General features: G+C 67.1%; 22 protein-coding genes and 1 other RNA gene. 9 read left to right on the top strand and 14 right to left on the bottom strand.

From position 1 onward, the window contains the following. Positions 1-102 precede the first annotated feature (102 nt). The 9 genes from UYS_RS0203010 to smpB form a co-directional block, all read right to left on the bottom strand. Positions 103-612: a helix-turn-helix domain-containing protein gene (locus tag UYS_RS0203010; protein ID WP_016854011.1), complete on the bottom strand. Its 510-nt coding sequence runs from the start codon at positions 610-612 to the stop codon at positions 103-105. A 160-nt stretch (positions 613-772) separates the two neighbouring features. Beyond that, on the bottom strand, positions 773-1,348 hold the full coding sequence (locus UYS_RS17685; RefSeq protein WP_016854010.1) for a hypothetical protein: 576 nt from the start codon (positions 1,346-1,348) through the stop codon (positions 773-775). A 101-nt stretch (positions 1,349-1,449) separates the two neighbouring features. Further along, positions 1,450-3,381: a DUF927 domain-containing protein gene (locus UYS_RS16745; protein ID WP_016854009.1), complete on the bottom strand. Its 1,932-nt coding sequence runs from the start codon at positions 3,379-3,381 to the stop codon at positions 1,450-1,452. Next, positions 3,371-4,321, bottom strand: coding sequence for a toprim domain-containing protein (locus tag UYS_RS16740; RefSeq protein ID WP_083868067.1), 951 nt, complete (start codon positions 4,319-4,321; stop codon positions 3,371-3,373). The genes UYS_RS16745 and UYS_RS16740 overlap by 11 nt, the downstream gene beginning before the upstream one ends. A gap of 6 nt (positions 4,322-4,327) precedes the next feature. Then, positions 4,328-4,591, bottom strand: coding sequence for a helix-turn-helix transcriptional regulator (locus UYS_RS16735; protein WP_016854007.1), 264 nt, complete (start codon positions 4,589-4,591; stop codon positions 4,328-4,330). Positions 4,592-4,694: 103 nt separating this feature from the next. After that, positions 4,695-5,351 carry a hypothetical protein gene (locus UYS_RS0202985; protein WP_156821522.1) on the bottom strand — a complete coding sequence of 219 codons (657 nt, stop codon included), beginning with the start codon at positions 5,349-5,351 and terminating at the stop codon, positions 4,695-4,697. A gap of 115 nt (positions 5,352-5,466) precedes the next feature. After that, a complete protein-coding gene (locus tag UYS_RS0202980) occupies positions 5,467-6,693 on the bottom strand; it encodes a tyrosine-type recombinase/integrase (RefSeq protein ID WP_016854005.1) in 1,227 nt (408 codons plus the stop codon). A 283-nt stretch (positions 6,694-6,976) separates the two neighbouring features. After that, positions 6,977-7,355: a transfer-messenger RNA gene (gene ssrA / locus UYS_RS17825) on the bottom strand. A gap of 42 nt (positions 7,356-7,397) precedes the next feature. After that, positions 7,398-7,889 (bottom strand): SsrA-binding protein SmpB, encoded by a 492-nt coding sequence (gene smpB / locus UYS_RS0202975; RefSeq protein ID WP_016854004.1) that lies wholly within the window; start codon positions 7,887-7,889, stop codon positions 7,398-7,400. A gap of 129 nt (positions 7,890-8,018) precedes the next feature. Between smpB and UYS_RS0202970 the strand changes: the two genes are divergently transcribed. Both UYS_RS0202970 and UYS_RS0202965 read left to right on the top strand, forming a co-directional pair. Next, entirely contained in the window at positions 8,019-8,462 is a 444-nt protein-coding gene (locus UYS_RS0202970; protein ID WP_016854003.1) for a type II toxin-antitoxin system RatA family toxin, read from the top strand. Between the two features lies 1 nt (position 8,463). Continuing rightward, on the top strand, positions 8,464-8,763 hold the full coding sequence (locus UYS_RS0202965) for an RnfH family protein (protein WP_016854002.1): 300 nt from the start codon (positions 8,464-8,466) through the stop codon (positions 8,761-8,763). Between the two features lie 12 nt (positions 8,764-8,775). Here UYS_RS0202965 and UYS_RS0202960 read toward each other — a convergent pair whose 3' ends face one another. Continuing rightward, positions 8,776-9,198 carry an outer membrane protein assembly factor BamE gene (locus tag UYS_RS0202960; protein ID WP_016854001.1) on the bottom strand — a complete coding sequence of 141 codons (423 nt, stop codon included), beginning with the start codon at positions 9,196-9,198 and terminating at the stop codon, positions 8,776-8,778. Positions 9,199-9,270: 72 nt separating this feature from the next. On the opposite strand from UYS_RS0202960, the gene fur reads away from it, so the two are divergent. Further along, the gene (gene fur, locus UYS_RS0202955; protein WP_016854000.1) at positions 9,271-9,717 is read left to right on the top strand and encodes a ferric iron uptake transcriptional regulator; all 447 of its coding nucleotides are present in this window, start codon (positions 9,271-9,273) and stop codon (positions 9,715-9,717) included. 93 nt (positions 9,718-9,810) lie between these two features. Here fur and recN read toward each other — a convergent pair whose 3' ends face one another. After that, positions 9,811-11,484, bottom strand: a complete 1,674-nt coding sequence (gene recN / locus UYS_RS0202950; RefSeq protein ID WP_016853999.1) for a DNA repair protein RecN — start codon at positions 11,482-11,484, stop codon at positions 9,811-9,813. A gap of 233 nt (positions 11,485-11,717) precedes the next feature. On the opposite strand from recN, the gene grpE reads away from it, so the two are divergent. The 4 genes from grpE (at position 11,718) to UYS_RS0202930 (ending at position 16,713) form a co-directional block, all read left to right on the top strand. Next, complete coding sequence (gene grpE, locus UYS_RS0202945; RefSeq protein ID WP_016853998.1) at positions 11,718-12,347, top strand: nucleotide exchange factor GrpE; 630 nt, start codon at positions 11,718-11,720, stop codon at positions 12,345-12,347. Positions 12,348-12,468: 121 nt separating this feature from the next. Then, the gene (dnaK, locus tag UYS_RS0202940) at positions 12,469-14,397 is read left to right on the top strand and encodes a molecular chaperone DnaK (protein ID WP_016853997.1); all 1,929 of its coding nucleotides are present in this window, start codon (positions 12,469-12,471) and stop codon (positions 14,395-14,397) included. Positions 14,398-14,490: 93 nt separating this feature from the next. Further along, on the top strand, positions 14,491-15,633 hold the full coding sequence (dnaJ, locus tag UYS_RS0202935; RefSeq protein WP_016853996.1) for a molecular chaperone DnaJ: 1,143 nt from the start codon (positions 14,491-14,493) through the stop codon (positions 15,631-15,633). Positions 15,634-15,819: 186 nt separating this feature from the next. Further along, positions 15,820-16,713, top strand: a complete 894-nt coding sequence (locus tag UYS_RS0202930; protein WP_016853995.1) for a DMT family transporter — start codon at positions 15,820-15,822, stop codon at positions 16,711-16,713. Here the strand turns inward: UYS_RS0202930 and UYS_RS0202925 are convergent. Genes UYS_RS0202925 through UYS_RS0202915 form a run of 3 tightly spaced genes read right to left on the bottom strand, consistent with a single transcriptional unit; the run spans position 16,691 to position 19,651 of the window. Further along, positions 16,691-17,440 (bottom strand): ABC transporter ATP-binding protein, encoded by a 750-nt coding sequence (locus UYS_RS0202925; RefSeq protein WP_016853994.1) that lies wholly within the window; start codon positions 17,438-17,440, stop codon positions 16,691-16,693. The genes UYS_RS0202930 and UYS_RS0202925 overlap by 23 nt on opposite strands. Next, the gene (locus UYS_RS0202920; RefSeq protein ID WP_016853993.1) at positions 17,434-18,522 is read right to left on the bottom strand and encodes a FecCD family ABC transporter permease; all 1,089 of its coding nucleotides are present in this window, start codon (positions 18,520-18,522) and stop codon (positions 17,434-17,436) included. Before UYS_RS0202920 ends, UYS_RS0202925 begins: the two co-directional genes overlap by 7 nt. 1 nt (position 18,523) lies before the next feature. Next, positions 18,524-19,651 (bottom strand): ABC transporter substrate-binding protein, encoded by a 1,128-nt coding sequence (locus tag UYS_RS0202915; protein WP_016853992.1) that lies wholly within the window; start codon positions 19,649-19,651, stop codon positions 18,524-18,526. A gap of 272 nt (positions 19,652-19,923) precedes the next feature. Between UYS_RS0202915 and UYS_RS0202910 the strand changes: the two genes are divergently transcribed. Then, positions 19,924-20,205, top strand: coding sequence for a DUF2218 domain-containing protein (locus tag UYS_RS0202910; protein ID WP_016853991.1), 282 nt, complete (start codon positions 19,924-19,926; stop codon positions 20,203-20,205). Between the two features lie 38 nt (positions 20,206-20,243). Further along, positions 20,244-21,137 (top strand): DMT family transporter, encoded by an 894-nt coding sequence (locus UYS_RS0202905; RefSeq protein ID WP_016853990.1) that lies wholly within the window; start codon positions 20,244-20,246, stop codon positions 21,135-21,137.

Raw genomic sequence — 21,137 nt, 5'->3', positions numbered from 1 at the left:
GGTGATGTTGATTGTGGCCATCATACACAGCGAAGCGAAGTGAGGGGCAGGGGTAGGCCGCCACCCATACAAGCCTGCCCTCCCTTTGAGCGACGGCGGGTATCAATACTCCTCGGGGGCAACCTCGGCCATCAGCTCAGCGAAGCTCTTCAGCCCATCGGTGGGGGCATCGTTCAGGTTATAGGCCTGCCGCTCCAGCCGGATGGCCTTGGCCAGGGCCTCGAGGCCGCTGTTGAGACTGCGCCCGAACCGATCGAAGTTCTCCTCAGTAATGGGCATCATCGCCAAGGAATTCGCCAGGCGCTCGGAGATCGCTCGCCATCTGGCAATGGCCTGACGATGCTCGAGCAGGAGCGAGACCGCTTCGTCACTGGCCTCCTCGATGACGTCGCAATCCTCGGACTGCGCGATTCCACTGCGCGAAGGCTCGCGGCTAAGCTTAATACGCGTAGCCTCGCGCACGGGCTCGGTCAGGTCACGCAACCACCCCTCGGCCTTAGCCTTGCTACGGATGGTTGATTCGGGGATGCCGTGCTTGGCGGCGAGATGGCGGATGGAGAGCTGGCCGACGCGGTAGTCGCGCTGGCAGGCCTCCCAATCGTGCTTGCTCATGATGCGATCCTCCCGGATGGCGTGATGAGAATGTCCAAAGTTACTGTAGGACTGAAGGTGCACCGACATGAGCGTAACTGTCGGGGAGTATCATCAGCCATCAGTCATCAATAGGCGTAACGAATAGCTGTTGGCAGACAGCCCTCAGGGTTGCTCTAGTTTACATTGTCGCCCCTCTCAGCATCGCATTAGCAGCCCTCCTGCCGGCATTGGCGCGGCGGTGGGCCTGGGGCTCGGCATATGCCGCTGCCGCCCATGCTTCGACATACTGGCGGGCCAGTTTGTCGGCCTCGACTGCGGGCCGGCCCGTCAGACGGTGCAGCAGGTAACACCAGTCATCCGGCACCAGCTCGCAGTGGCGGGCAACATAGGTCATCCAGGGCGGCTCAACGTCGCTTGATGCTGCCGCCAGGGCTTCGATTGGCGGTGGCGCGGGGTAAGCCGGCCAAACCGCCTTGGCAGCCTCCACAGCAGCGGAATCCCCCAGCAGGTGACCTGCATGCCGGCGGGCGTCATCAACATCGAGTGCTACTTCGAAGGCGTCATCTACCACGGTCAACAGCTCGGCCCGCACCTGCTGACTCAAAGGCACTAGTGTCTCGCGTAGGCGATGCGCAAGCTTGGGCCCAAGGTCGCGCCCCGCATCGGCCAGGGCGGCAAGCAGCATCTCGATCTCACGCTCTTGTCCTACTTCGCGTTGCTCTGCCTGCTTGTCGTGCTGTCCCACCTGTCCCATGCGTCCCGACGGCTCAACTGCGGGGGGTTGTGGCGGGACGCGTGGGGGACAGGGGGTGTCCCGCGGCGTCCCAGCGAAGGCGCGATAAACGTCTTCCAGGCTCATGCCAGTCCCTCCTCATTCTCACTTGGGCGGACCGCATATAGGCGGCGGCGATTGCCGTTGATCCGCACGCGCACGGACCGCGCTCCAGCATCGCGTTCGACGAGCCAGCCGGCCGTCTCAAGGGCTTCGGTACCGCGCTTAAGGTCGAAGCCACCCAGCGCCTCGACCAGCCCCTCGCTATTGAACAGGTAGGTGCGACCCTTGGTATCTTCACGCCACCAGCCGGCCCGGTTGTAGACCGTCGGGGTACGGGCCGGGTCGCTCTCGACGCTGCTGAAACGGGAATCGCCATGTCGCTCGATGAAGCCGGACACGTTGGCCAAAATCTGCTCATGCTCGGACCTGACGCCGCCCTGTCCGGCAGCCCAGGCGTGGAACGCCTGGATAGCGGCGGCCATCGCCTCGCTTTCCTGCCATCCCGTCAATCCGAACTCAGTGGCCAGCTCACCGGCCAGGCCGATCAGCGCCAGCACCTTGGCGGCCCGACCGTGGAGTGATCGCGTCGCGGCGAAGCCAGGTAGTTGTGCGAAGCGATCCACCTCGGCTGCCAGGTCGCGTTTCTCGGCCACCAGCCGCTCAATAAACGCCGGCCCAAGGTGGCCATAATGGCGAGTCACCTCGCTTTTCAGGTGATCCGCGAAGGCGCGACCATTGGCCAGGTGGTGCAGGTAGTCGAACGCCCCGTGGCGACGCTTGGCGGGGATGTCTAGCAGCCGGACGGCCTGCCCGGCATGAGGGCGCTTTCCGGACTCTGTCATGTGGGCAGCCAGGGTGCGCTCGCCGCTGCTTAGCAGCGCGACGCGCCAGCGATTGGGGAGACGAGCACTGCCACTGCGGTTGGCGCGCGCCTTGCCGGTGCCGTTGCCCAAGGCATAGACGGTGGCGCCAATCTCGCGGCCATCGGCCTCGCCGATCTCGTCGAGTATCAACGCCGTATCGCTCAGGGCGGCGGCTACACCCTCCAACCCATTGCTGGTGGCGCGCCAGGTGCGCTTGAAGTCGGGCCCGCCCCATACGCTCGCCGCGACCTCCAGCAGAGTGGTCTTGCCGTTGGATGAATCGCCCACCAGATGAATGCCGGCGGCCTGGCGGTGCGTCAGGTTCAGCAGCGGACCTGCCAGGGCCGTGGAAACGGCTAGCACCATCAGCGGATTGCCGCTGCAAAGCCGTCCAATTTGCTCTTGCCAGCTCGCCAGACTGCCGGCGGTGGTGAAGTGATCCTGAGTGGAGCTCTCGCTCTGGAAGATGATGCGGTTCGCCAACTCGCCCTGGGCAATGGTGCACCGGGGCATGACGAACGCCCGCCTCTCATCCATCTGATGCCAGCCCACGCGCGTCGCCGCCACCACTACCTCATCAGGCACCTGCTTCGCCGCCCACTGATTCAGCTCCTTGAAAGCGTCGGGCTCGATGCGAACGCCCATGTCCAGCAGCTCGCCGCGCATCTCCTCGCCGCTGCCCTTCAGCAGCCGCAACGGCATCGCCCACTGACGCCACGAGCCATACAACGGCTTGAGGCGAAGCAGAAGCCCGTGGTTGTTGCCACGTTCATCGTGGGTGGCGGCCAGGCACTCGATGGGGGTGCATACGCGCTTTTCGAAGGGCTCGGCGTCTCCACCACCCCGGGGGTAGCGCTGCCCGTGAAAGTAAAGCCCCGGCGGCCCGAACTGGGTAGGGGTCAGATAGCAGGCGAAAGAAGGCCTGCTGGGCGCCTTGGCCTGGGTCGGCTCGGCCGCGCTAGGGTCCACCTCGCGGGCGATGGGACACAACGGGACAAAAGGCGTCTCGGTAGTGTCCCGGTTGGAAGCCGCGTCATTGCTGGGCTGGGACACTGGGGTCAAGTGGGACACGTCCGGCGGCGTATTGGCAGACTCAGGCGAGTCCGGCTGCCAGATGGCGGTCTCGGAGTCGCGGTACTCACTCACCATGGCCACCTCCCAGCCGGCAAAGGCGCACGTCGGCAAAGTCGGTGCAGGTCTTGCAGCCCTGGCAGAAGCTCGGCATCAGCAACCTGGCGTCGATGGCCAGTGCAGCATGTCGGGCAGCGACTCTTCCCTTGTTGGTGAGCCCCCGGGCCGGCAGATGGCGATCATCATCACCACAGATGGTGATGTCAGCATCGGGGAGCCGCTGGCGCAGGTGACGAGCGACCGGGGTCAGGTTGTCGGCGTTGCGCGCGACCACGACCGGGCAGCCCATGGCGTCATGCAAGACGGCGGCGGTACTCCAGCCCTCGGCCACCAGCAGGCGCTCGTCGCCAGCCAGGCGGCCGATCAGGCTTGCCACGCCTCTTACGCGACCTCCCGCCAGGGTGCGCTTGCTGCCGTCGGGGAAAATGCGCTCCAAGTTGACCAGCTCCCCATCGTGGTACATCGGCATCAGCAGCATCTCGCCGCGCTGGCGCAGGTTGTGGGACGGCAGCCGCTTGCGCTCCAGATAGGGGTGGGCCGGATCAGCGGGGCGGGCCTCGGTCCACCAGCGACGTGCCCTCTCGGCTACCTGCGCCTCTCGCTGCTGGCGCTCACGGTCGCGTCGATCGCGGTCGCGCATGGTGTTCAGGCGAGCCAGGGCTGCGGCATCGGGATCAGTTGGGCCGTGCAGCGTCACAAACTCGGAAACGCCCGAGTGCCAAAAGCCAAAGCTCGCCGCCTGAGGACTATGGATGCGATACCAGCCGTTGGCGTTGCCCTTGGGCTTATCGGGCGCGTCGAACCGCTCAAAACGACCTGAAGCCTTGGGCACCAAGATCGCGCCATGGGCAGCCAATGCGTCAGCCAATGCGGCCTCGATGGTGCTATACACTGGGCGCGTGGCGGTATGGGGCCGGCCCTTTGCTGGCGGCTGGGCCTTTCTCGTTTCGGGCTGCATGGATTGCTACTCCTTCGCCTCACGGCGATGGTGAGTGGGAGAGCGCTTTAGTAGGTCTTCCCTAGTCAGCTCACGCCTGGGCCCCTTCCTGGACTCAATACGCTCCTCGATCCAATCATTGATCTCGGACTCGATCCAGGCGACGGCGCGAGGGCCCACCGGTACCGGGGCTGGGAAGTTGCCAGCGTTAATAAGGCGGTGGAGGGTGGAATTCGAGATGGCGCAGCGGCGCAGCACCTCGGGGCGGCGGAGTAGAATGGTCTTGGTCATGCTTGGTTCCTCGCGGAAGGATTGCACGACCAAGGCTAGGAGGAGGCAAATGCCCGAAAAATGGGCGCCCGTACGAAAAAGGGGGGTTTCCGTACGGGAGGAGTTATTTTCTGGATGGGCGCCCCGGCCTTACAGCGTAGTCCGGTGCCACTTCACGAATCAGCTCCCTGATCTTAGGGGCTGAACTAGGCCAATACCTCCGTGGACCTTCATTACCTTGGTTCTGCTGTCTCTTGACCTCTTTCCTGACAGTATCGAGTACCCGTTTGACCACCTCTCCAATACGGAGCTCCTTGGCATGGTCCTGCTCCCATACCTGGCGGGCGCAATTCTTTATCCATTGGCGTCCACGTTCGCGCTCTGCCTCGACCTTCCTCAAGGGTATCTGCCGTTCCTCATCGGAAATGTAATGCCTGTAAAGCTCCTTGTAGTCCCTTGAGTCCGGCATGGTCAGCTTGCCGTACAGGTATCCAAGTGCCAGTAGGAAGTGGCCTTTGCTCATTGGAGCAAGCTCTTCCTTGGAAACTTGTGCTTGGACTTTTCGCACCATCTCCATGCACATGTCGGTGGCATACTCGGCAGCTGTCGAGGTGCTGTCATCGCTGGATGCCAACACCTTTTGGAGCTCATCCATCATCTGGTTGAGTAGGTCTTTGCCATTGAGCATGTCTCCCTCGCTATTGACGAGGCGAAGATGGGGAACGGTGCTTGTATGTTGTTCTGGCACTTTCAGCCCAAGCCGCTGGTCATCGTTTGGCATAAGCGTGACTCCTTGCGCGCTCAAGAAAAGATGGCTGACGGGTATGGTGGATTTGCCATGCTTTCGGGTGATCCACCGGAGTCAGCACAATGGGGTGTGGCGTTTTCCGCGTATCTCAGTCGGAGCGGATCGGCGCCACGCTATCGGCGCCTTCTCGAAGGGCGTCCAAGTAATTGGCCCAGCTTTGCAGCATCTCTCGGCGCTGTTCCAGATGTGAGGTCCGATTGTAGGCACGACCGTTACTGTCCTTCACGGCGTGCGCCAGTTGCTGCTCGATGTAGTGCTCTGGGTAATTCAGCCGCTCGGCCAGGATCGTGCGGGCCATTGCCCTAAAGCCGTGTGCTGTCATCTTGCCCTTGAATCCCATCTGGTCCAGCGCGGCCTTGATGGTGTTGTTGCTCATCGGGCGCTTGCTGCTACGGACGCCGGGAAAGACGTACTCGGCTCGTCCGGTCAGTCCATGAAGGTAGTGCAGGATCGCCACGGCCTGAGTCGACAGTGGCACGATGTGGGCTTGCCCCGTCTTGCTGGCATGGAAGGTCCATGTGGCTTCCTCCAGGTCGATGTCGCTCCATCGGGCCTGGCGCAGCTCGCCGGGACGGGTGAAGACCAAGGGCGCCAGCTTCAGCGCGGCGATGGTGACGGGCTGGCCGCCATAGCCCTCGATTGCTCGCAGTAGGCCGACGACCTCCTTGGGGTCAGTTACGGCGGCATAGTGCTTGGTCTTGTGGGGGCGCAGGGCACCGCGCAGATCGGGCGTTGGGTCGCGCTCGACGCGCCCGGTGGAGATGCCATAGCGGAATACCTGGCCGCACAGCGTCTTCACGCGGTGGGCGGTCTCGATGTGGCCGCGCTCCTCGATGCGGCGCAGGCACCCCAGTAGCTCGGGCGGAGTGATCTCGGAGATGGGCCGCTTGCCGATGGATGGGAAGGCGTCACGCTCCAGGCGCCGCTTGTTTCGCTGGTAGTGGGCGGGCACCACGTTGTGCTGGTGAACCTTCTCCAGCCACTCGATGGCCACGGCCATGAAGGTATTGGCGGCGGCCTCCTCGCCTTGCTGGCGGGCGATGCGCTTGGCGGCGCTCGGGTCGATGCCTTGGGCAAGCTGGCGCTTGGCCTCGTCGCGGGCCTCACGCGCAGCCACCAGGGAGGTGTCGGGATAGACGCCGATGGCCAGCCGCTTCTCCTTGCCGGCGTGGCGATACTTCAGCCTCCAGTATTTGCTCCCGCTGGGGGATACCTCCAGGTACAGGCCGCCGCCATCGGCCATCTTGAATGCCTTGTCTCTCGGCTTGGCCATCTTCACGGCGGTAGCGGACAGCTTATTGAACTGGCGGCTCATTGGGGGCACCTCGGGGCGGTGATCGCCTTATGCCCCCTTTCGGCGGCGCCAGATGCCCCCAAGGGTAGGGGTAGACTGTCGGCCAGCCAGGCGCCGGATGGCGCGGTTTCTGGCAGGTTTGGGGGCATCAGGGTATCGGCTTCAGCGATGTGCCCCCAGATATGCCCCCTTCGGTGGGGGCATGTCAAGGAATGCTATGAAACGTCCAGACACAAGAAAGGGGCCCGGAGGCCCCTGTTCATGCGGTTTCTAGTGCTTCTTGGGAAGTCCTGAAACCTAGGTTTGGTGGAGGCGGCGGGAATCGAACCCGCGTCCGCCGACACTCGCCCATCGGCTCTACATGCTTAGTTCCGTCATTTGATTTAACGTCGCTGGCTCCGACGGGCAGGATCCAGAAACGCGATTCCTCTAAGATTTAACGGTTGACGCGAGGACAAGGCCAACCGCGATCCCATCAATCTGAGCTCGTGCCCTTTGGTGATGAATGGGCACATCACCGCCGGGTAGGACTAGAAGCTAGCGGCGTTTAAGCTGCCAGCGCGCCCTGAGCGTAGTTGTCGTCGTTTGCGACTATTTAATCGTGATGTTGGATTTACGAGATACATCACGCTCTCGGCATGCACCTCAGGGGTTGTCATCGGCGTCGAAGCCATGTCGCCCCCAAAACGTGGCCATCTTATCAGGATGGTCGAAATTATGACACCTCAGCCGCGGTTTTGTTCGCGCATGATGCGGCCCTTCTGGCGCTGCCAGTCGCGGTCCTTCTCGGTGGCTCGCTTGTCGTGCAGCTTCTTGCCCGAGACCAGCGCCAGCTCGCACTTCACCTTGTTGCCCTTCCAGTACAGCTTGAGCGGCACGCAGGTGTGCCCCTTGTCCTGGGTGCGCGAGAAGATCCTGGCGATCTCCTTCTTGTGCAGCAGCAGCTTGCGCGTGCGGGTCGGGTCGGCGACCTCGTGGGTGCTGGTGGTGTTGAGCGGCGTCACGTGGCTGCCAAGCAGCCAGGCCTCGCCGTTCTTGACCAGGATGTAGGTGTCGGTGAGCTGTGCCTTGCCGGCACGCAGGCTCTTCACCTCCCAGCCGGCCAGCGACAGGCCGGCCTCGAAGGTCTCGTTGATGTGGTACTCGAAGCGCGCCTTCTTGTTCAGCGCGATGGCGTTGCTGCCAGGACCCTTGCCTTTACCTTTATTGCTGGCCATGGAACCTCGTGTCTGTGCTTGCCGGTGGCGGCCTGCCCCCTCCGATATGGGGGGAAGCGTGATACCATTCAAGGCCGAAATAACCGCTCATGATACGCCCTGGGCCCCTTGAAGTCAGCGGAGAGGTCAATGCCAACGGTCAATCGGTCCGCCCTGGTGCGGCACACCCCCCAGGAGATGTTCGATCTGGTCAACGATTTCGAACGCTACCCGGAATTCCTGCCGGGTTGTCGTCGGGCGCGTCTGATCGAACGGGATGACGCGCACCTGGTCGGCGAGATGACCCTGGGGCGCGCCGGCATCGAGCAGAGCTTCACCACCCGCAACGACCTGCACGAGCCCGACCGCATCGAGCTGTCGCTGGTCGACGGCCCCTTCAAGCGGCTGCGCGGTCGCTGGCAGTTCCTGCCGATGGGCGACGGCGCCTGCAAGGTGAGCCTGGAGATGGAGTTCGAGTTCGCCAACCGCCTGCTGGGCATGGCCTTCGGCAAGCTCTTCCAGCAGGTCGCGGGCCAGCTGGTGGACTCCTTCACCCGTCGCGCCGACGATCTCTACGGTCGGGGCCGTTACTGAGATGCTGCGCGTCGAGGTGGCCTTCGCCCTGCCGCAGCGTCAGCGCATCGTCGAGCTGACGGTGCCCGAGGGGACCACGGCCCGGGAGGCCGTGGCCCGGGCCGGGCTCGAGGCGCTCTTTCCCGAGGTGCCGGCCGAGACCTTCCGTGAGGCCGATCTCGGCATCTTCGGCAAGGCGCTGCGCGACCCCGAGGCCCACGTGCTCGAGGACGGCGATCGGGTAGAGGTCTATCGCCCGCTCGAGCTCGACCCCAAGGCAGCGCGGGCGGCCAGGGCCGCCCGCGCATCGCGCTCTTCCTGAGGCCTTTCTCGGCTATTCCTCGTTCGGCACCACATTGAAGAGGTTGCCGCGCGAGCCGTCGGCCTCGCCGGACGGGCCGATGCCCTGCTTGGAGATCAGTGCCGGCGGTTGGGAGAAATCGCCCTCGTGCTCGACGGAGGCCAGGCGATTGCCCTCGAAGGTCAGCGTCAGGCGGCGCTGTTCGATGTCGCCGTAGGCCTCGTCCAGGCGATAGACGTAGTCCCACTGGTTGGCATCGAAGGGCGCCTCGAGCAGCGGGCTGCCCATCAGGTCGATGACCTGCTGGCGCGTCATGCCGGCGTGCAGCTGTTCGGTCATCGCCGGGGTCACCAGGTTGCCCTGGGCCAGGTCGCGCTTGTAGACGCCGAAGTAGCTGCAGCCGCTGACCAGCGTCAGGGCGACGGAAAGGGTGACAATTCTGCTCAGCTTTTGCATTTGCGGCCGTTCTTCACTATCGTGGTTTCGGTCGATCATAACCGACCCTACCCGATACTGCGAAGAGCAACCATGGCCGACCAGAACCATGAACTGCGCAAGGCCGGTCTCAAAGTGACCCTGCCGCGCGTCAAGATCCTGCATATCCTCGAGAATGCCACCAATCAGCATCATCTGAGCGCCGAGGACGTCTACAAGACGCTGCTCGACTCCGGTGAGGACGTGGGTCTCGCGACCGTCTATCGGGTGCTGACTCAGTTCGAGTCCGCGGGCCTGGTGACGCGCCACAACTTCGATGGTGGCCACGCGGTCTTCGAGCTGACCCAGGAGGAGCACCACGATCACATGGTGTGCCTGGACAGCGGCGAGATCGTCGAGTTCTTCGACGAGACCATCGAGCGCCGCCAGCAGGAGATCGCCGAGGAGAACGGCTACGAGCTCGTCGATCACGCGCTGGTGCTCTACGTTCGCCCGAAGGGGTCCAAGGCGACCCGCCAGGAGCTGAACCTGAAGAAGTAAGCGCCGGCGACCGCCACCGAACAGCGAACGGCCCCGATCCATCGGATCGGGGCCGTTTTCGTTGGCGGCATTGTGTGCAAGGAGAGGGGTGCCTCAGTGGCGGGCGCGCTGGCTGGCGTCGAGCATCTCCCGGGCGTGGGCCAGGGTCTGGTCGGTCAGCGTCATGCCGCCGAGCATGCGCGCCAGCTCGCCGACGCGGCCGGCCTCGTCGAGCAGCGCCATGCGGGTCAGGGTGGTGTCGTCCTCGGCCTGCTTGGCGATGTGCAGATGCTGATGGGCCTGGGCCGCGACCTGGGGCAGGTGGGTCACGGTCATCACCTGGCCGTTGCCGCCCAGCCGGCGCAGCAGCTGGCCGACGATCTCGGCGGTGGCGCCGGACACGCCCACGTCGACCTCGTCGAACACCAGGCTGGGGATGGTGGAGTGCTGGGCCGCCACCACCTGGATCGCCAGGCTGACGCGGGACAGCTCGCCGCCGGAGGCCACCTTGGCCAGCGGGCGGGCCGGCTGGCCGGGGTTGGCGCTGATCAAGAAGCGCACCCGGTCGAGCCCCTCCGGGGCCGGCGCCTCGCGCTCGCTGACCTCGACCTCGAAACGGGCCTTGCCCATGGCCAGGAAGGCCAGCTGGTCCTGCACGGCGGTGCCGAAGCGCGCGGCGGCGGCGCGGCGGGTGGCGCTGACGGCCTCGGCCTGTTCGCGCCAGCGGGCCTCCAGGGCGTCGACCTCGGCGGCGAGCGCCTCCAGGTCGTCGCCGCCGTCTTCCAGCTCGGCCAGCTCGGCGGCCAGGCGCTGGTGCAGCTCGGTCAGCTCCTCGGGGGAGACGTGGTGCTTGCGGGCGATGCGATGGACCTCGCCGAGGCGCTCCTCGACCCAGGCCAGGCGTTCGGGGTCGAGCTCGACCCCGGCGGCGAAGTGGTTGAGCTCGCGCCCGGCCTCCTCGACCTGGATGCAGGCGTCGCCGAGCATCGTCAGCGCCTCGGCCAGGGCGCCGCGGTCGCTGCCGGGCAGCGCGGAGAGATGGTTCACGGCCTGCTGCAGCAGCGGCAGGGCGCCGCCCTCCTCGCCGTCGCAGCAGGTGGCGGCGAACTGGGCCTCGCGCAGGCGCTCCTCGGCGTGGGCTAGCTCCTCCTGCTCGGTCTCCAGGCCGGTCAGCTCGTCGTCGGCCAGCGCCAGCTGGTCGAGCTCCTCGACCTGATAGCGTAGCAGCTGGCGGCGGGCGCGCAGCTCGTCGCCGTCCTCGGCCAGCCGCTTGAGGCGACGCTTCGCCTCGCGCCACTTGCGGAAGGTCTCGCCCAGGGCGGCCACCGCCTCGTCGTGGCCGGCGAAGTCGTCGAGCAGCCGCAGGTGGGTCTCTTCACCGAGCAGCGCCTGGTGGGCGTGCTGGCCGTGGATCTCGATCAGGTGGCCGCCCAGCGCCTTGAGGTCGGCGACGGTGGCCGGCTGGCCATTGATCCAGGCCTTGGAGCGCCCGCCGCGGGTCACCACGCGGCGCAGCAGGCAGTCGTCCTCGGGCAGCTCGCGGCCGGCCAGCCATTCCCGGGCCGCGGGCAGGGCGGCGATGTCGAAGCGCGCGCTGAGGTCGGCACGCTCGGCGCCGTGACGCACGCTGCCGGCATCGGCGCGCTCGCCGAGGCACAGCCCCAGGGCGCCGAGCAGGATCGACTTGCCGGCCCCGGTCTCGCCGGTGATGGCGGTCATGCCGCCGCCGAGCTCGAGCTCCAGATGGTCGACGATGGCGAAGTCACGAATGGCGAGCTCTGTCAGCATGATGCCTCCCGGGGCCGGTTTCGGAACGACTGGCGAAACTACTGGTTATTCATCCACTGGCTTGTGCGTTTATACAGTAGTTCAGCGGGGGGAACAACGCACGCCCCGATTCCCGTGTCTTCTCTCCCTTGAGATCGAGGCGGCCAGCCCCATATAGCTGGCAACGACATTTTTCACCGACATATCAGTCTCGCCGGCGGCTACGGCCGCCGGCCGGCATTCAGGAGAGACGCATGGCTAAAGATCCGCAGACCCCGCTGGACGACGAGCTGGCCCGCCAGCAGGACGAGGCCGATACCCAGACTCAGGTCGAGCCGGAGCCCGTCGAGGGCGAGCTGGAAGGCGCCGCAGAGGCCGCCGCAGAGGACGCCGAGGCGGCCTCCGACAACCCGGAGGCCGAGATGCTGGCGGCCAAGGTCGAGGAGCTCGAGCAGGCGCTGGAAGAGGCCAAGGACCAGTCGATGCGCACCGCCGCCGAGGCCCAGAATGTGCGCCGCCGCGCCGAGCAGGAGGCCGAGAAGGCGCGCAAGTTCGCGCTGGAGAAGTTCGTCAAGGAACTGCTGCCGGTGGTCGACAGCCTCGAGAAGGCGCTCGAGGCCATGGGCGAGGACGCCACCGAGGCGCACCGCGAGGGCGTCTCCATGACCCTGAAGATGCAGATCGACGTGCTGAACAAGTTCGGCGTCGAGCAGGTCGAGCCGTCGGGCGAGCCCTTCGACCCGCAGTACCACGAGGCCATGGCCATGGTGCCGAACCCCGAGCTCGAGCCCAACACCGTGATGGACGTGATGCAGAAGGGCTACCTGCTCAACGGTCGCCTGGTGCGCCCGGCGATGGTGGTGGTCAGCCAGGCCGCCGGCTGAGACGAGGCGAAATCGGTGCGGGGCCCTTGAAATGGCGTCGAGGGCCCCCAGATAGACAGCATCCCGCGGTGAACGCCGCGAACGAACGAATCACGTAACACCTAATTTTCGAGGATTTCCTATGGGACGCATCATCGGTATTGACCTGGGGACCACCAACTCTTGCGTGGCCGTGCTCGACGGCGACAGCCCCAAGGTGATCGAGAACGCCGAAGGCGCACGCACGACCCCGTCCATCATCGCCTATACCGACGACGGCGAGACGCTGGTGGGTCAGGCGGCCAAGCGCCAGGCAGTGACCAACCCGCAGAACACCCTGTTCGCCATCAAGCGTCTGATCGGTCGTCGCTTCGCCGACGACGTGGTCCAGAAGGACATCAAGATGGTGCCCTACACCATCGCCGAGGCCGACAACGGCGACGCCTGGGTCGAGGTCAAGGGCAACAAGCTGGCACCGCCGCAGGTCAGCGCCGAAGTGCTGAAGAAGATGAAGAAGACCGCCGAAGACTACCTCGGCGAGTCCGTGACCGAAGCGGTGATCACCGTGCCGGCCTACTTCAACGACAGCCAGCGCCAGGCCACCAAGGACGCCGGCCGCATCGCCGGTCTCGAGGTCAAGCGCATCATCAACGAGCCGACCGCGGCCGCGCTGGCCTACGGCATGGACAAGTCCCGCGGCGACAAGACCATCGCGGTCTATGACCTGGGTGGCGGCACCTTCGATATCTCCATCATCGAAGTGGCCGACGTCGACGGCGAGACCCAGTTCGAGGTGCTGGCCACCAACGGCGACACCTTCCTCGGCGGCGAGGACTTCGACCTGGCGCTGATCAACTACCTGGTCGACCAGTTCAAGGCCGACAGCGGCATCGACCTGTCCGGCGACAACCTGGCCATGCAGCGCCTCAAGGAAGCCGCCGAGAAGTCCAAGATCGAGCTGTCCAGCGCGCAGCAGACCGAGGTCAACCTGCCGTACATCACCGCCGACAACACCGGTCCCAAGCACCTCAACGTGAAGGTGACCCGGGCCAAGCTGGAGTCGCTGGTGGAAGAGCTGGTGACCCGCTCCCTGGCACCCTGCAAGACCGCGCTGGCCGACGCCGGCCTGTCCGCCTCCGAGATCGACGACGTCATCCTGGTCGGTGGCCAGACCCGCATGCCGATGGTCCAGTCCAAGGTCGCCGAGTTCTTCGGCAAGGACGCCCGCAAGGACGTCAACCCGGACGAGGCCGTGGCCGTGGGCGCCGCGATCCAGGGCGGCGTGCTGGGCGGTGACGTCAAGGACGTGCTGCTGCTCGACGTCACCCCGCTGACGCTCGGCATCGAGACCCTCGGCGGCGTGATGACCCCGCTGATCGAGAAGAACACCACCATCCCGACCAAGAAGACCCAGACCTTCTCGACCGCGGATGACAACCAGACGGCCGTGACCATCCACGTGCTGCAGGGTGAGCGCAAGCAGTCCAGCGGCAACAAGTCGCTCGGTCGCTTCGACCTGGCCGACATTCCGCCGGCGCCGCGCGGCGTGCCGCAGATCGAGGTCGCCTTCGACCTGGACGCCAACGGCATCCTCAACGTGTCCGCCAAGGACAAGGCCACCGGCAAGGAACAGTCGATCGTCATCAAGGCCTCCAGCGGCCTGTCCGATGAAGAGATCGATCAGATGGTCCAGGACGCCGAGGCCCACGCCGACGAGGACAAGAAGTTCGAGGAGCTGGTGCAGCTGCGCAACCAGGCCGACGGCATGGTCCACGCCGCTCGCAAGACCCTCGAGGAAGCTGGCGACAAGGCCACCGACGAGGAGAAGCAGGCCATCGAGAGCGCCGCCTCCGAGCTCGAGGAAGCGGTCAAGGGCGACGACCAGGAAGACATCCAGGCCAAGCTCGACAAGCTGACCGAGGCCTCCGGCAACCTGGCCCAGAAGATGTACGCCGAGCAGGGCGAGGCCGCCCAGGGCGCCGACGCCGCCGGCGAGGCCGGTGCCAAGCAGGAAGACGACGTGGTCGACGCCGAGTACGAGGAAGTCAACGACGACCAGAAGAAGCAGTAACCACGACGCCTGACATCGGGTGACGCCAGCGCGGGGGCCAGACTCCCGCGTTGGTGTTTCCGCAACAGCGTCGCGACGGAGGCGGACAGACTCATGTCCAAGCGTGATTACTACGAGGTACTGGGCGTCGAGCGTGGGGCCGATCAGAAAGAGATCAAGAAGGCCTATCGACGCCTGGCCCAGAAATATCATCCGGATCGCAATCCGGACGACGACACCTCGGCGGAGAAATTCCGCGAAGTGTCCGAGGCCTATGAGGTCCTGACCGACAGCGAGAAGCGTGCGGCTTACGACCAGTTCGGCCATGCCGGCGTCGACGGCCAGGCCGGCGGTGGCGGCGGCTTCGGCGGCGCGGGAGCCGGCGGCTTCAGCGACATCTTCGGCGATGTGTTCGGCGACATCTTCGGCGGGGGCGGCGCACGGCGTCATCCCAATGCCCCGCAGCGCGGCAGCGACCTGCGCTACAACCTCGAGCTCGACCTCGAGGACGCGGTGGCCGGCACCAGCGTCGACATCCGCGTGCCGCGTCACGTCGAGTGCGAGCGCTGCGACGGCGACGGCGCCGAGCCGGGCTCCACCAAGGAGACCTGCCCGACCTGTAACGGCATGGGCCAGGTGCGCATGCAGCAGGGCTTCTTCGCCGTGCAGCAGACCTGCCCGACCTGTCACGGCAGCGGCCAGCACATCAAGGTGCCGTGCCACGGCTGTAACGGCGAGGGTCGCGTGCGCGAGACCCGCACCCTGTCGGTGAAGATCCCGGCGGGCGTCGACACCGGCGATCGCATCCGCTTGAACGGCGAGGGCGAGGCCGGGCTCAACGGCGGGCCGGCCGGCGACCTCTACGTGCAGGTGGCCATCAAGGAGCACCCGATCTTCGAGCGCGACGGCCGCCACCTGCAGTGCGAGGTGCCGATCAACTTCGTCGACGCCTCCCTGGGCGGCGAGCTCGAGGTGCCGACCCTGGACGGCCGGATCAAGCTCAAGATTCCGCCCGAGACCCAGACCGGCAAGCTGTTCCGGCTCAAGGGCAAGGGCGTCAAGCCGGTCCGCGGCGGCCCCGCCGGCGACCTGCTGTGCAAGGTGGTCGTCGAGACCCCGGTCAAGCTCAGCGAAGAGCAGAAGGACCTGCTGCGCCAGTTCCAGGACAGCCTGGAAGGCAGCAACAGCCACCACTCGCCGAAGAAGACCAGCTTCTTCGACGGCGTGAAGAAGTTCTTCGAGGACATGAAGCCGTAAGGCGACGACCTCGGTGGCACGCTCGAGGCCCCGCGCTCCTCAGGGAGGCGGGGCCTCGTCGTGTTCGGGCTGGCGCCATGGGCATCGGATATGGGAATTGTTCCCATCTCCGGTGTACCATGGCCGCCTCTCTCGGGCGCGAGGCTCGTCGTGCCCGCTCGACATGAATGACGCTCAAGGACCCTCATGGACAACGTCACGGATCGGCCGCTGGCCGGCATCGTGCTTCGACTGATGTCGGGCATTCTCTTCACGGGCATGATGGTGTGCGTCAAGGCGGTGAGCGACGCGGTACCGCTGGGCCAGACCGTGTTCTTCCGCTCGGCCTTCGCGCTGCTGCCGATCGTGATCTTCATGACCTGGCGACGGGAGTTCCCCGGGGCGCTGGTGACGCGCCGGCCGCTGGGTCACCTGGTGCGCTCGGGGCTGGGCGCGGCGGCGATGTTCGCCTCCTTCGCCGCGGTGGCGCGGCTGCCGGTGGCCGAGGCGACGCTGCTGGCGCAGCTGTCGCCGGTGGCCATGGCGGTGGGCGGCGTGCTGCTGCTGGGAGAGCGCTTCACCCTCCACCGGGCGGCGGCCTTCGCCCTGGTGCTGGCGGGGGTGGCGGCGCTGGTGGTGCCCGACCTGGGCGAGTCCCGCGGGCAGGTGATGGGCTACGGCCTGGGCGTGCTGGCCGCGCTGCTGACGGCCGGGGCGCTGGTGACGGTGCGGCGCATCTCGCGCACCGAGACGGCGGCGTCCATCGCCTTCTACTTCGTGCTGGTCACGGCGCTGGCGGGGCTCGCCACCCTGCCGCTGGGCTGGGTGGCGGTGTCGGGGCAGACGCTGGCGCTGCTGGTGCTGGCGGGGCTGTTCGGCGGGGCCGCGCATATCTGCATGACCCTGGCGCTGCGCTATGCCGAGGTCTCGCGCCTGGCGCCGTTCGAGTACGTGGCGCTGATCTGGCCGGTGCTGGCCGACCTGGCGATCTTCGGGCTGGCGCCGTCGAGCGGTTTCCTGGTGGCCCTGCCGCTGGTGCTGGGCGGGGCGGCCCTGGCGGCGCTGGAAGGGCGTCGGCTCAGACCGCCTCTTCGACAATGAGCTGAGGCCGGCCCCTCGAGCAGCGCTCGATGCGCGCGGTCACCCGGTAGACGCGGTGCAGCAGCTCGGGGGTCACCACCTCCTCGGTGGGGCCGCAGGCGATCAGCTCGCCGTGCCGGAGCACCAGCGCCTGGTCGGTGAAGCGCAGCGCATGGCCCAGGTCGTGCAGGGCGGCGATCACCAGCATGCCGCGCTCCTTCGCCAGCCGGCGCAGGATCGACAGCAGCTGGATCTGGCGATGCAGGTCCAGCGCCGAGGTCGGTTCGTCGAGCAGCAGCACCTCCGGATTCTGCACCAGCGCCTGGGCCGCGCTCACCATCTGCCGCTGGCCGCCGCTCAGATCGCCGATGTCGCGCTCGCCGAGCGCGGCGATGCCGAGCGCCTCCAGCGCGCGGTCGACCTCGGCCAGATCCTCGCGCTGCACGTTCAGGCGCCGCCCCTGCATGCGCGCCAGCAGCACCGACTCGTAGACCGTCAGCACCGCGTTGGCGCCGGTGTCCTGGGGCATGTAGGCCACCGGGCGCTCGCTGGCGGCGCCCTCGAGGCGCACCGTGCCGCCGCCGTCGAGCAGCCCGAAGATGCGCCGGAAGAGGGTCGACTTGCCCGCGGCGTTGGGGCCGAGCACGGCCACCACCTGGCCGCCCGCGAGGGGTGGGGTGGTGACCTCGGAGAGGATGCGGCGGCGGCCGTAGCGGGCCGACAGCCCGTCGAGGGTGAGCGTTACCATGAGGCCTTCTTGTTGCTGAGAACGAGGAACAGGAAGAAGGGGATGCCGACCAGCGAGGTGATGATGCCGATCGGGATGACGGTGCCCGGGATCAGCACCTTCGACAGCACCGAGCCGATGGACAGGATCAGCGCGCCGCACAGCGCCGCGCCGGGCAGGAAGAAGCGCTGATCCTCGCCCAGCAGCAGGCGGGCGATGTGGGGGCCGACCAGGCCGATGAAGCCGATGGTGCCGACGAAGGCCACGGCGATGGCGGCCAGCAGCGAGACCAGCACCAGCACCTCGAGACGCAGCGCGCGGGGCCTCACGCCCAGGCTCTCGGCCTTGGCGTCGCCCAGGCGCATGGCGGTCAGCGCCCAGCCGTGGCGCGCCAGCAGCGGCATGACCACGGCCAGCACGCCCAGCGCGATCCACAGCTTGGGCCAAGTGGCCTTGGTCAGGCTGCCCATGGTCCAGAACACCACCGCGGAGACGGCCTGCTGGCTGGCGAAGAACTGGATCAGCGCCATCAGGGCGTTGAAGATGAACACCATGGCGATGCCCAGCAGCACGATGGTCTCGATGGTCACGCCGCGGCGCATGCTCAGGGCATGGATCGCGAAGGCGGTCAGCATGGCCATGACGAAGGCGTTGATCGGCACCATGTAGTCGACCGCCGCGGGCACGAGCACCACGCCGAAGGCCAGCGCCAGGGCGGCGCCGAAGCTGGCGCCCGCCGAGATACCGAGCGTGAAGGGGCTGGCCAGCGGGTTGCTGAGGATGGTCTGCATCTGGGCGCCGGCCACCGACAGGCTGGCGCCGACCGTCAGCGCCATCAGCGCCACCGGCATGCGGATCTCCCACAGGATGACGCGGGCCTGCTGGCTCACGTCATCCGGGGTGAACAGCGCGGCGATGACCTCGCCGAGGCCGAAGCGGGCCGGGCCCAGCGCCAGGTCGACGCACAGGCTCGCAAACAGCGCCAGCGACAGGGCGGCGAGGATCAGCTGGCGGCGAACCACCAGGGCGCGGTAGGCGTCGCGCCCCGCCCCGGCGGCGGAGTCGGCCCGCGGAGCGGTAGAGGCGTTCGTGCCGGCCGGCATATCAGTCATCCTTCAGCGAGACCCAGTAGCCCGGGGCGTAGTCCACCGGCAGGAAGCGCTCGTGCAGCGTCTGCAGCGTCGCCTCGGGGTCGAGGTCGGCGAACAGTTCGGGGTGGAACCACTTGGCCAGCCGCTGCACGGCGACGAAGTAGTAGGGGCTGTTGTAGAACTGGTGCCAGATGGCGTGGAAGTCGTCGTTGTCCACGGCCGCGATGCCGGTCATGGCGGTGCGTTCGGTCAGGCCCTCGAGCTTGGCCCGGGCGGCCGCCATGTCGGCGCCGGGGCCCACGCCCACCCAGGCGCCGCCGGGCACGTAGGCGTCCCAGTTGCCGCCGGTCACCACCACCTGCTGCGGGTCGGCGGCGAGGATCTGTTCCGGGTTCAGGGTGCCGAAGGTGTTGGGGATGATGCCGTCGGCGATGTTGCTGCCGCCGGCGAGCTCGACGTACTCGCCGAAGTTGCCCGGGCCGAAGCTCATGCAGCATTCCTCGGAGTAGCCGCCGGCGCGGTCGATCAGCACTCGCGGGCGCTCGGGAGCGGCGGCGGCGATGGTCTCGGTGACCCGCGCCATCTGCGCCTCGGAGAAGTCGATGAAGGCCTCGGCGGCGGCTTCCTCGCCGAGCAGCTCGCCCATCAGCCGCATCGAGGGCGTGGTGTGCGCGAGCGGGTCCTCGCGGAAGTCCACGTAGACGATCGAGATGCCCAGCTGGGCCAGCTTGTCGTCGTAGGCGGCATCCTCGGTGGCGGCCTTGGCCTCGAGGTTCATCAGCACCACGTCCGGCGTGAGCGCGGCGGCCTGCTCGACGTCGAAGGTGCCGTCCTTGAAGCCGCCGAAGGTCGGGATGTCCTTCAGTGCCGGGAACCTCGCCGCGTAGCGGGCGTAGTTGTCCGGATCGGCCTGGGAGAAGTCCTCGCGCCAGCCCACCACGTGCTCGAACGGGTTCTCCGGCTGCAGTGCGCCCAGCAGGTAGATCTGGCGCCCCTCGCCGAGGATCACGCGATCCACGGGCGCATCGACGGTGACCTCGCGGCCGGCGACGTCGGTCACGGTGATCTCCTCGGCCAGGGCGGCCGTGGAGCCGAGGGCGAGGGCCGTGCCGGCGACGGCTTTCAACAGTGGGCTGGGCATGGGCGGTGTCGGGCTCGTGGTCATGGGGGTGAGGGCGAGGGTGCTTCTCCGTCTCGCCGGCGTTTGCGACTCATTCCTGTTCGCGGGCGGCCAGTATGCCCGCATCCCTGGGCGCCGTCGAGGCAGGCGGAACGCGGCGTTCCGCCATGCGGGCGCCGGTCGGCGGGGGAGTCCCGCCTGGCCGAACGCGAGGTTGCCGATGCGGGGCTGGCGCCGGCGGGGGAGCTCGTCATAGGCTGGGGGTTCACCTTCCTGGAACGCGGAGAGCAGAGATGCCGATTTCACGTGCCGAGATCGTCACCGAGTCCGGTGACAAGCTGATCAACCGGCTGTGCAAGCACTGGGCCCACAAGCTGGAAGTGGAGCATGACGAGCACCAGGGCCGGGTGACCTTCGACGCGGGCAGCTGCCTGATGACCAGCGAGCCGGGCCGGCTGCACGTGGCCGTCGAGGCGCTGGACGAGGAGGGGCTGGACCGGCTCGAGGGCGTGGTGGCCAGCCATATCGAGCGCATGGCCGGCAAGGAACCGCTGGAGATCGTCTGGGAGAACTGAGCATCGCCGCCTCGCCGGCGCGGGGCGCCCATCTCGGCATGCTGGCCTGGGCGCTGCTGGTGGGGCTGTCCTTCCCGCTCGTGAAGCAGCTCGGCGAGCTGCCGCCGCTCTCGCTCACCGCGTTGCGCTTCGTCATCGCCTGCCTGGGGCTCTGGGCGCTGGTGCGCCGTGCTCCGCAGGCCTGGCCCGAGCGGCGCGCCTGGCCGTGGTTCGCCGCCATGGGGGGCTGCCTGGCGGGCTTCTTCGGCGCCATGTTCTGGGCCGCCCACCATGCCACGGCGCTCTCCATGTCGACGCTGCACGTCAGCGTGCCGCTGCTGGCCTATGGCATGGGGCTGGCGGCCGGCGTGGAGCGCCTGGCCTGGCGGCTGCCGGCGATCCTCGCCCTCGGCGCGCTCGGCGCCCTGGGGCTGGCCGCGGCGGAGGCCTGGCAGCGCGGCGGGGCGTGGCGCTTCGGCGTCGGCGAGGCGGTGTTCTTCCTCGGCTGCCTGTGCTCGGCGCTCTATCCGGTGCTGTCGCGCCGCGGGCTGGTGTCCGGGCGGCTGCCCGACTCGGCGGCGGTGCGCACCTTCTGGAGCCTGGCGCTGGGTGGCGTGCTGGTCGGGGCGCTGGGGGTCGCGCTGGAGCCGGTGGCCAGGCTCGCGACCATGAGCGGGCGCGATGCCCTGCTGATCGTCTATCTGGGGCTCGGCTCCAGCGCCCTGACCTTCTGGCTGATGCAGCGCGCCACGGCGGTGCTCGGTCCGGCCAGCATCACCGCCTACGGCTATCTGGTGCCCTTCGTCTCCATGCTGTGGCTGTTCGTCGAGACGCCGTCGCGCCTCGGCTGGGCGTGGCTGCCGGGCGGCGTCCTGGTGGTGCTGGCCATCGGGTTGCTGCTGATCCGGGGGGATGACGGCGACGCGTCCGGGGAGGGCGCGCGGCGCGGCTGA

This window comes from Halomonas smyrnensis AAD6 (genome assembly GCF_000265245.1).
GTDB classification, from domain to species: Bacteria; Pseudomonadota; Gammaproteobacteria; order Pseudomonadales; family Halomonadaceae; genus Halomonas; species Halomonas smyrnensis.
Note: the sequence above shows the minus strand (reverse complement) of the source record. Positions and strands in the feature narration are given on the sequence as shown.

Excerpts from the sequence above, each read along its gene's own strand:
- UYS_RS0202915 (WP_016853992.1), bottom strand. The coding sequence starts at position 19,651 with ATGCCCAGCCCACTGTTGAAAGCCGTCGCCGGCACGGCCCTCGCCCTC.
- UYS_RS16740 (WP_083868067.1), bottom strand. The coding sequence starts at position 4,321 with ATGCAGCCCGAAACGAGAAAGGCCCAGCCGCCAGCAAAGGGCCGGCCC.
- UYS_RS0202910 (WP_016853991.1), top strand. The coding sequence starts at position 19,924 with ATGCCGATTTCACGTGCCGAGATCGTCACCGAGTCCGGTGACAAGCTG.
- fur (WP_016854000.1), top strand. The coding sequence starts at position 9,271 with ATGGCCGACCAGAACCATGAACTGCGCAAGGCCGGTCTCAAAGTGACC.
- recN (WP_016853999.1), bottom strand. The coding sequence starts at position 11,484 with ATGCTGACAGAGCTCGCCATTCGTGACTTCGCCATCGTCGACCATCTG.
- UYS_RS0202905 (WP_016853990.1), top strand. The coding sequence starts at position 20,244 with ATGCTGGCCTGGGCGCTGCTGGTGGGGCTGTCCTTCCCGCTCGTGAAG.
- UYS_RS17685 (WP_016854010.1), bottom strand. The coding sequence starts at position 1,348 with ATGGGACAGGTGGGACAGCACGACAAGCAGGCAGAGCAACGCGAAGTA.
- UYS_RS0203010 (WP_016854011.1), bottom strand. The coding sequence starts at position 612 with ATGAGCAAGCACGATTGGGAGGCCTGCCAGCGCGACTACCGCGTCGGC.
- UYS_RS0202925 (WP_016853994.1), bottom strand. The coding sequence starts at position 17,440 with ATGGTAACGCTCACCCTCGACGGGCTGTCGGCCCGCTACGGCCGCCGC.
- grpE (WP_016853998.1), top strand. The coding sequence starts at position 11,718 with ATGGCTAAAGATCCGCAGACCCCGCTGGACGACGAGCTGGCCCGCCAG.
- UYS_RS0202960 (WP_016854001.1), bottom strand. The coding sequence starts at position 9,198 with ATGCAAAAGCTGAGCAGAATTGTCACCCTTTCCGTCGCCCTGACGCTG.
- UYS_RS0202965 (WP_016854002.1), top strand. The coding sequence starts at position 8,464 with ATGCTGCGCGTCGAGGTGGCCTTCGCCCTGCCGCAGCGTCAGCGCATC.
- UYS_RS0202970 (WP_016854003.1), top strand. The coding sequence starts at position 8,019 with ATGCCAACGGTCAATCGGTCCGCCCTGGTGCGGCACACCCCCCAGGAG.
- UYS_RS0202985 (WP_156821522.1), bottom strand. The coding sequence starts at position 5,351 with ATGCCAAACGATGACCAGCGGCTTGGGCTGAAAGTGCCAGAACAACAT.
- smpB (WP_016854004.1), bottom strand. The coding sequence starts at position 7,889 with ATGGCCAGCAATAAAGGTAAAGGCAAGGGTCCTGGCAGCAACGCCATC.
- UYS_RS0202920 (WP_016853993.1), bottom strand. The coding sequence starts at position 18,522 with ATGCCGGCCGGCACGAACGCCTCTACCGCTCCGCGGGCCGACTCCGCC.
- dnaJ (WP_016853996.1), top strand. The coding sequence starts at position 14,491 with ATGTCCAAGCGTGATTACTACGAGGTACTGGGCGTCGAGCGTGGGGCC.
- dnaK (WP_016853997.1), top strand. The coding sequence starts at position 12,469 with ATGGGACGCATCATCGGTATTGACCTGGGGACCACCAACTCTTGCGTG.
- UYS_RS0202980 (WP_016854005.1), bottom strand. The coding sequence starts at position 6,693 with ATGAGCCGCCAGTTCAATAAGCTGTCCGCTACCGCCGTGAAGATGGCC.
- UYS_RS16745 (WP_016854009.1), bottom strand. The coding sequence starts at position 3,381 with ATGGTGAGTGAGTACCGCGACTCCGAGACCGCCATCTGGCAGCCGGAC.
- UYS_RS0202930 (WP_016853995.1), top strand. The coding sequence starts at position 15,820 with ATGGACAACGTCACGGATCGGCCGCTGGCCGGCATCGTGCTTCGACTG.
- UYS_RS16735 (WP_016854007.1), bottom strand. The coding sequence starts at position 4,591 with ATGACCAAGACCATTCTACTCCGCCGCCCCGAGGTGCTGCGCCGCTGC.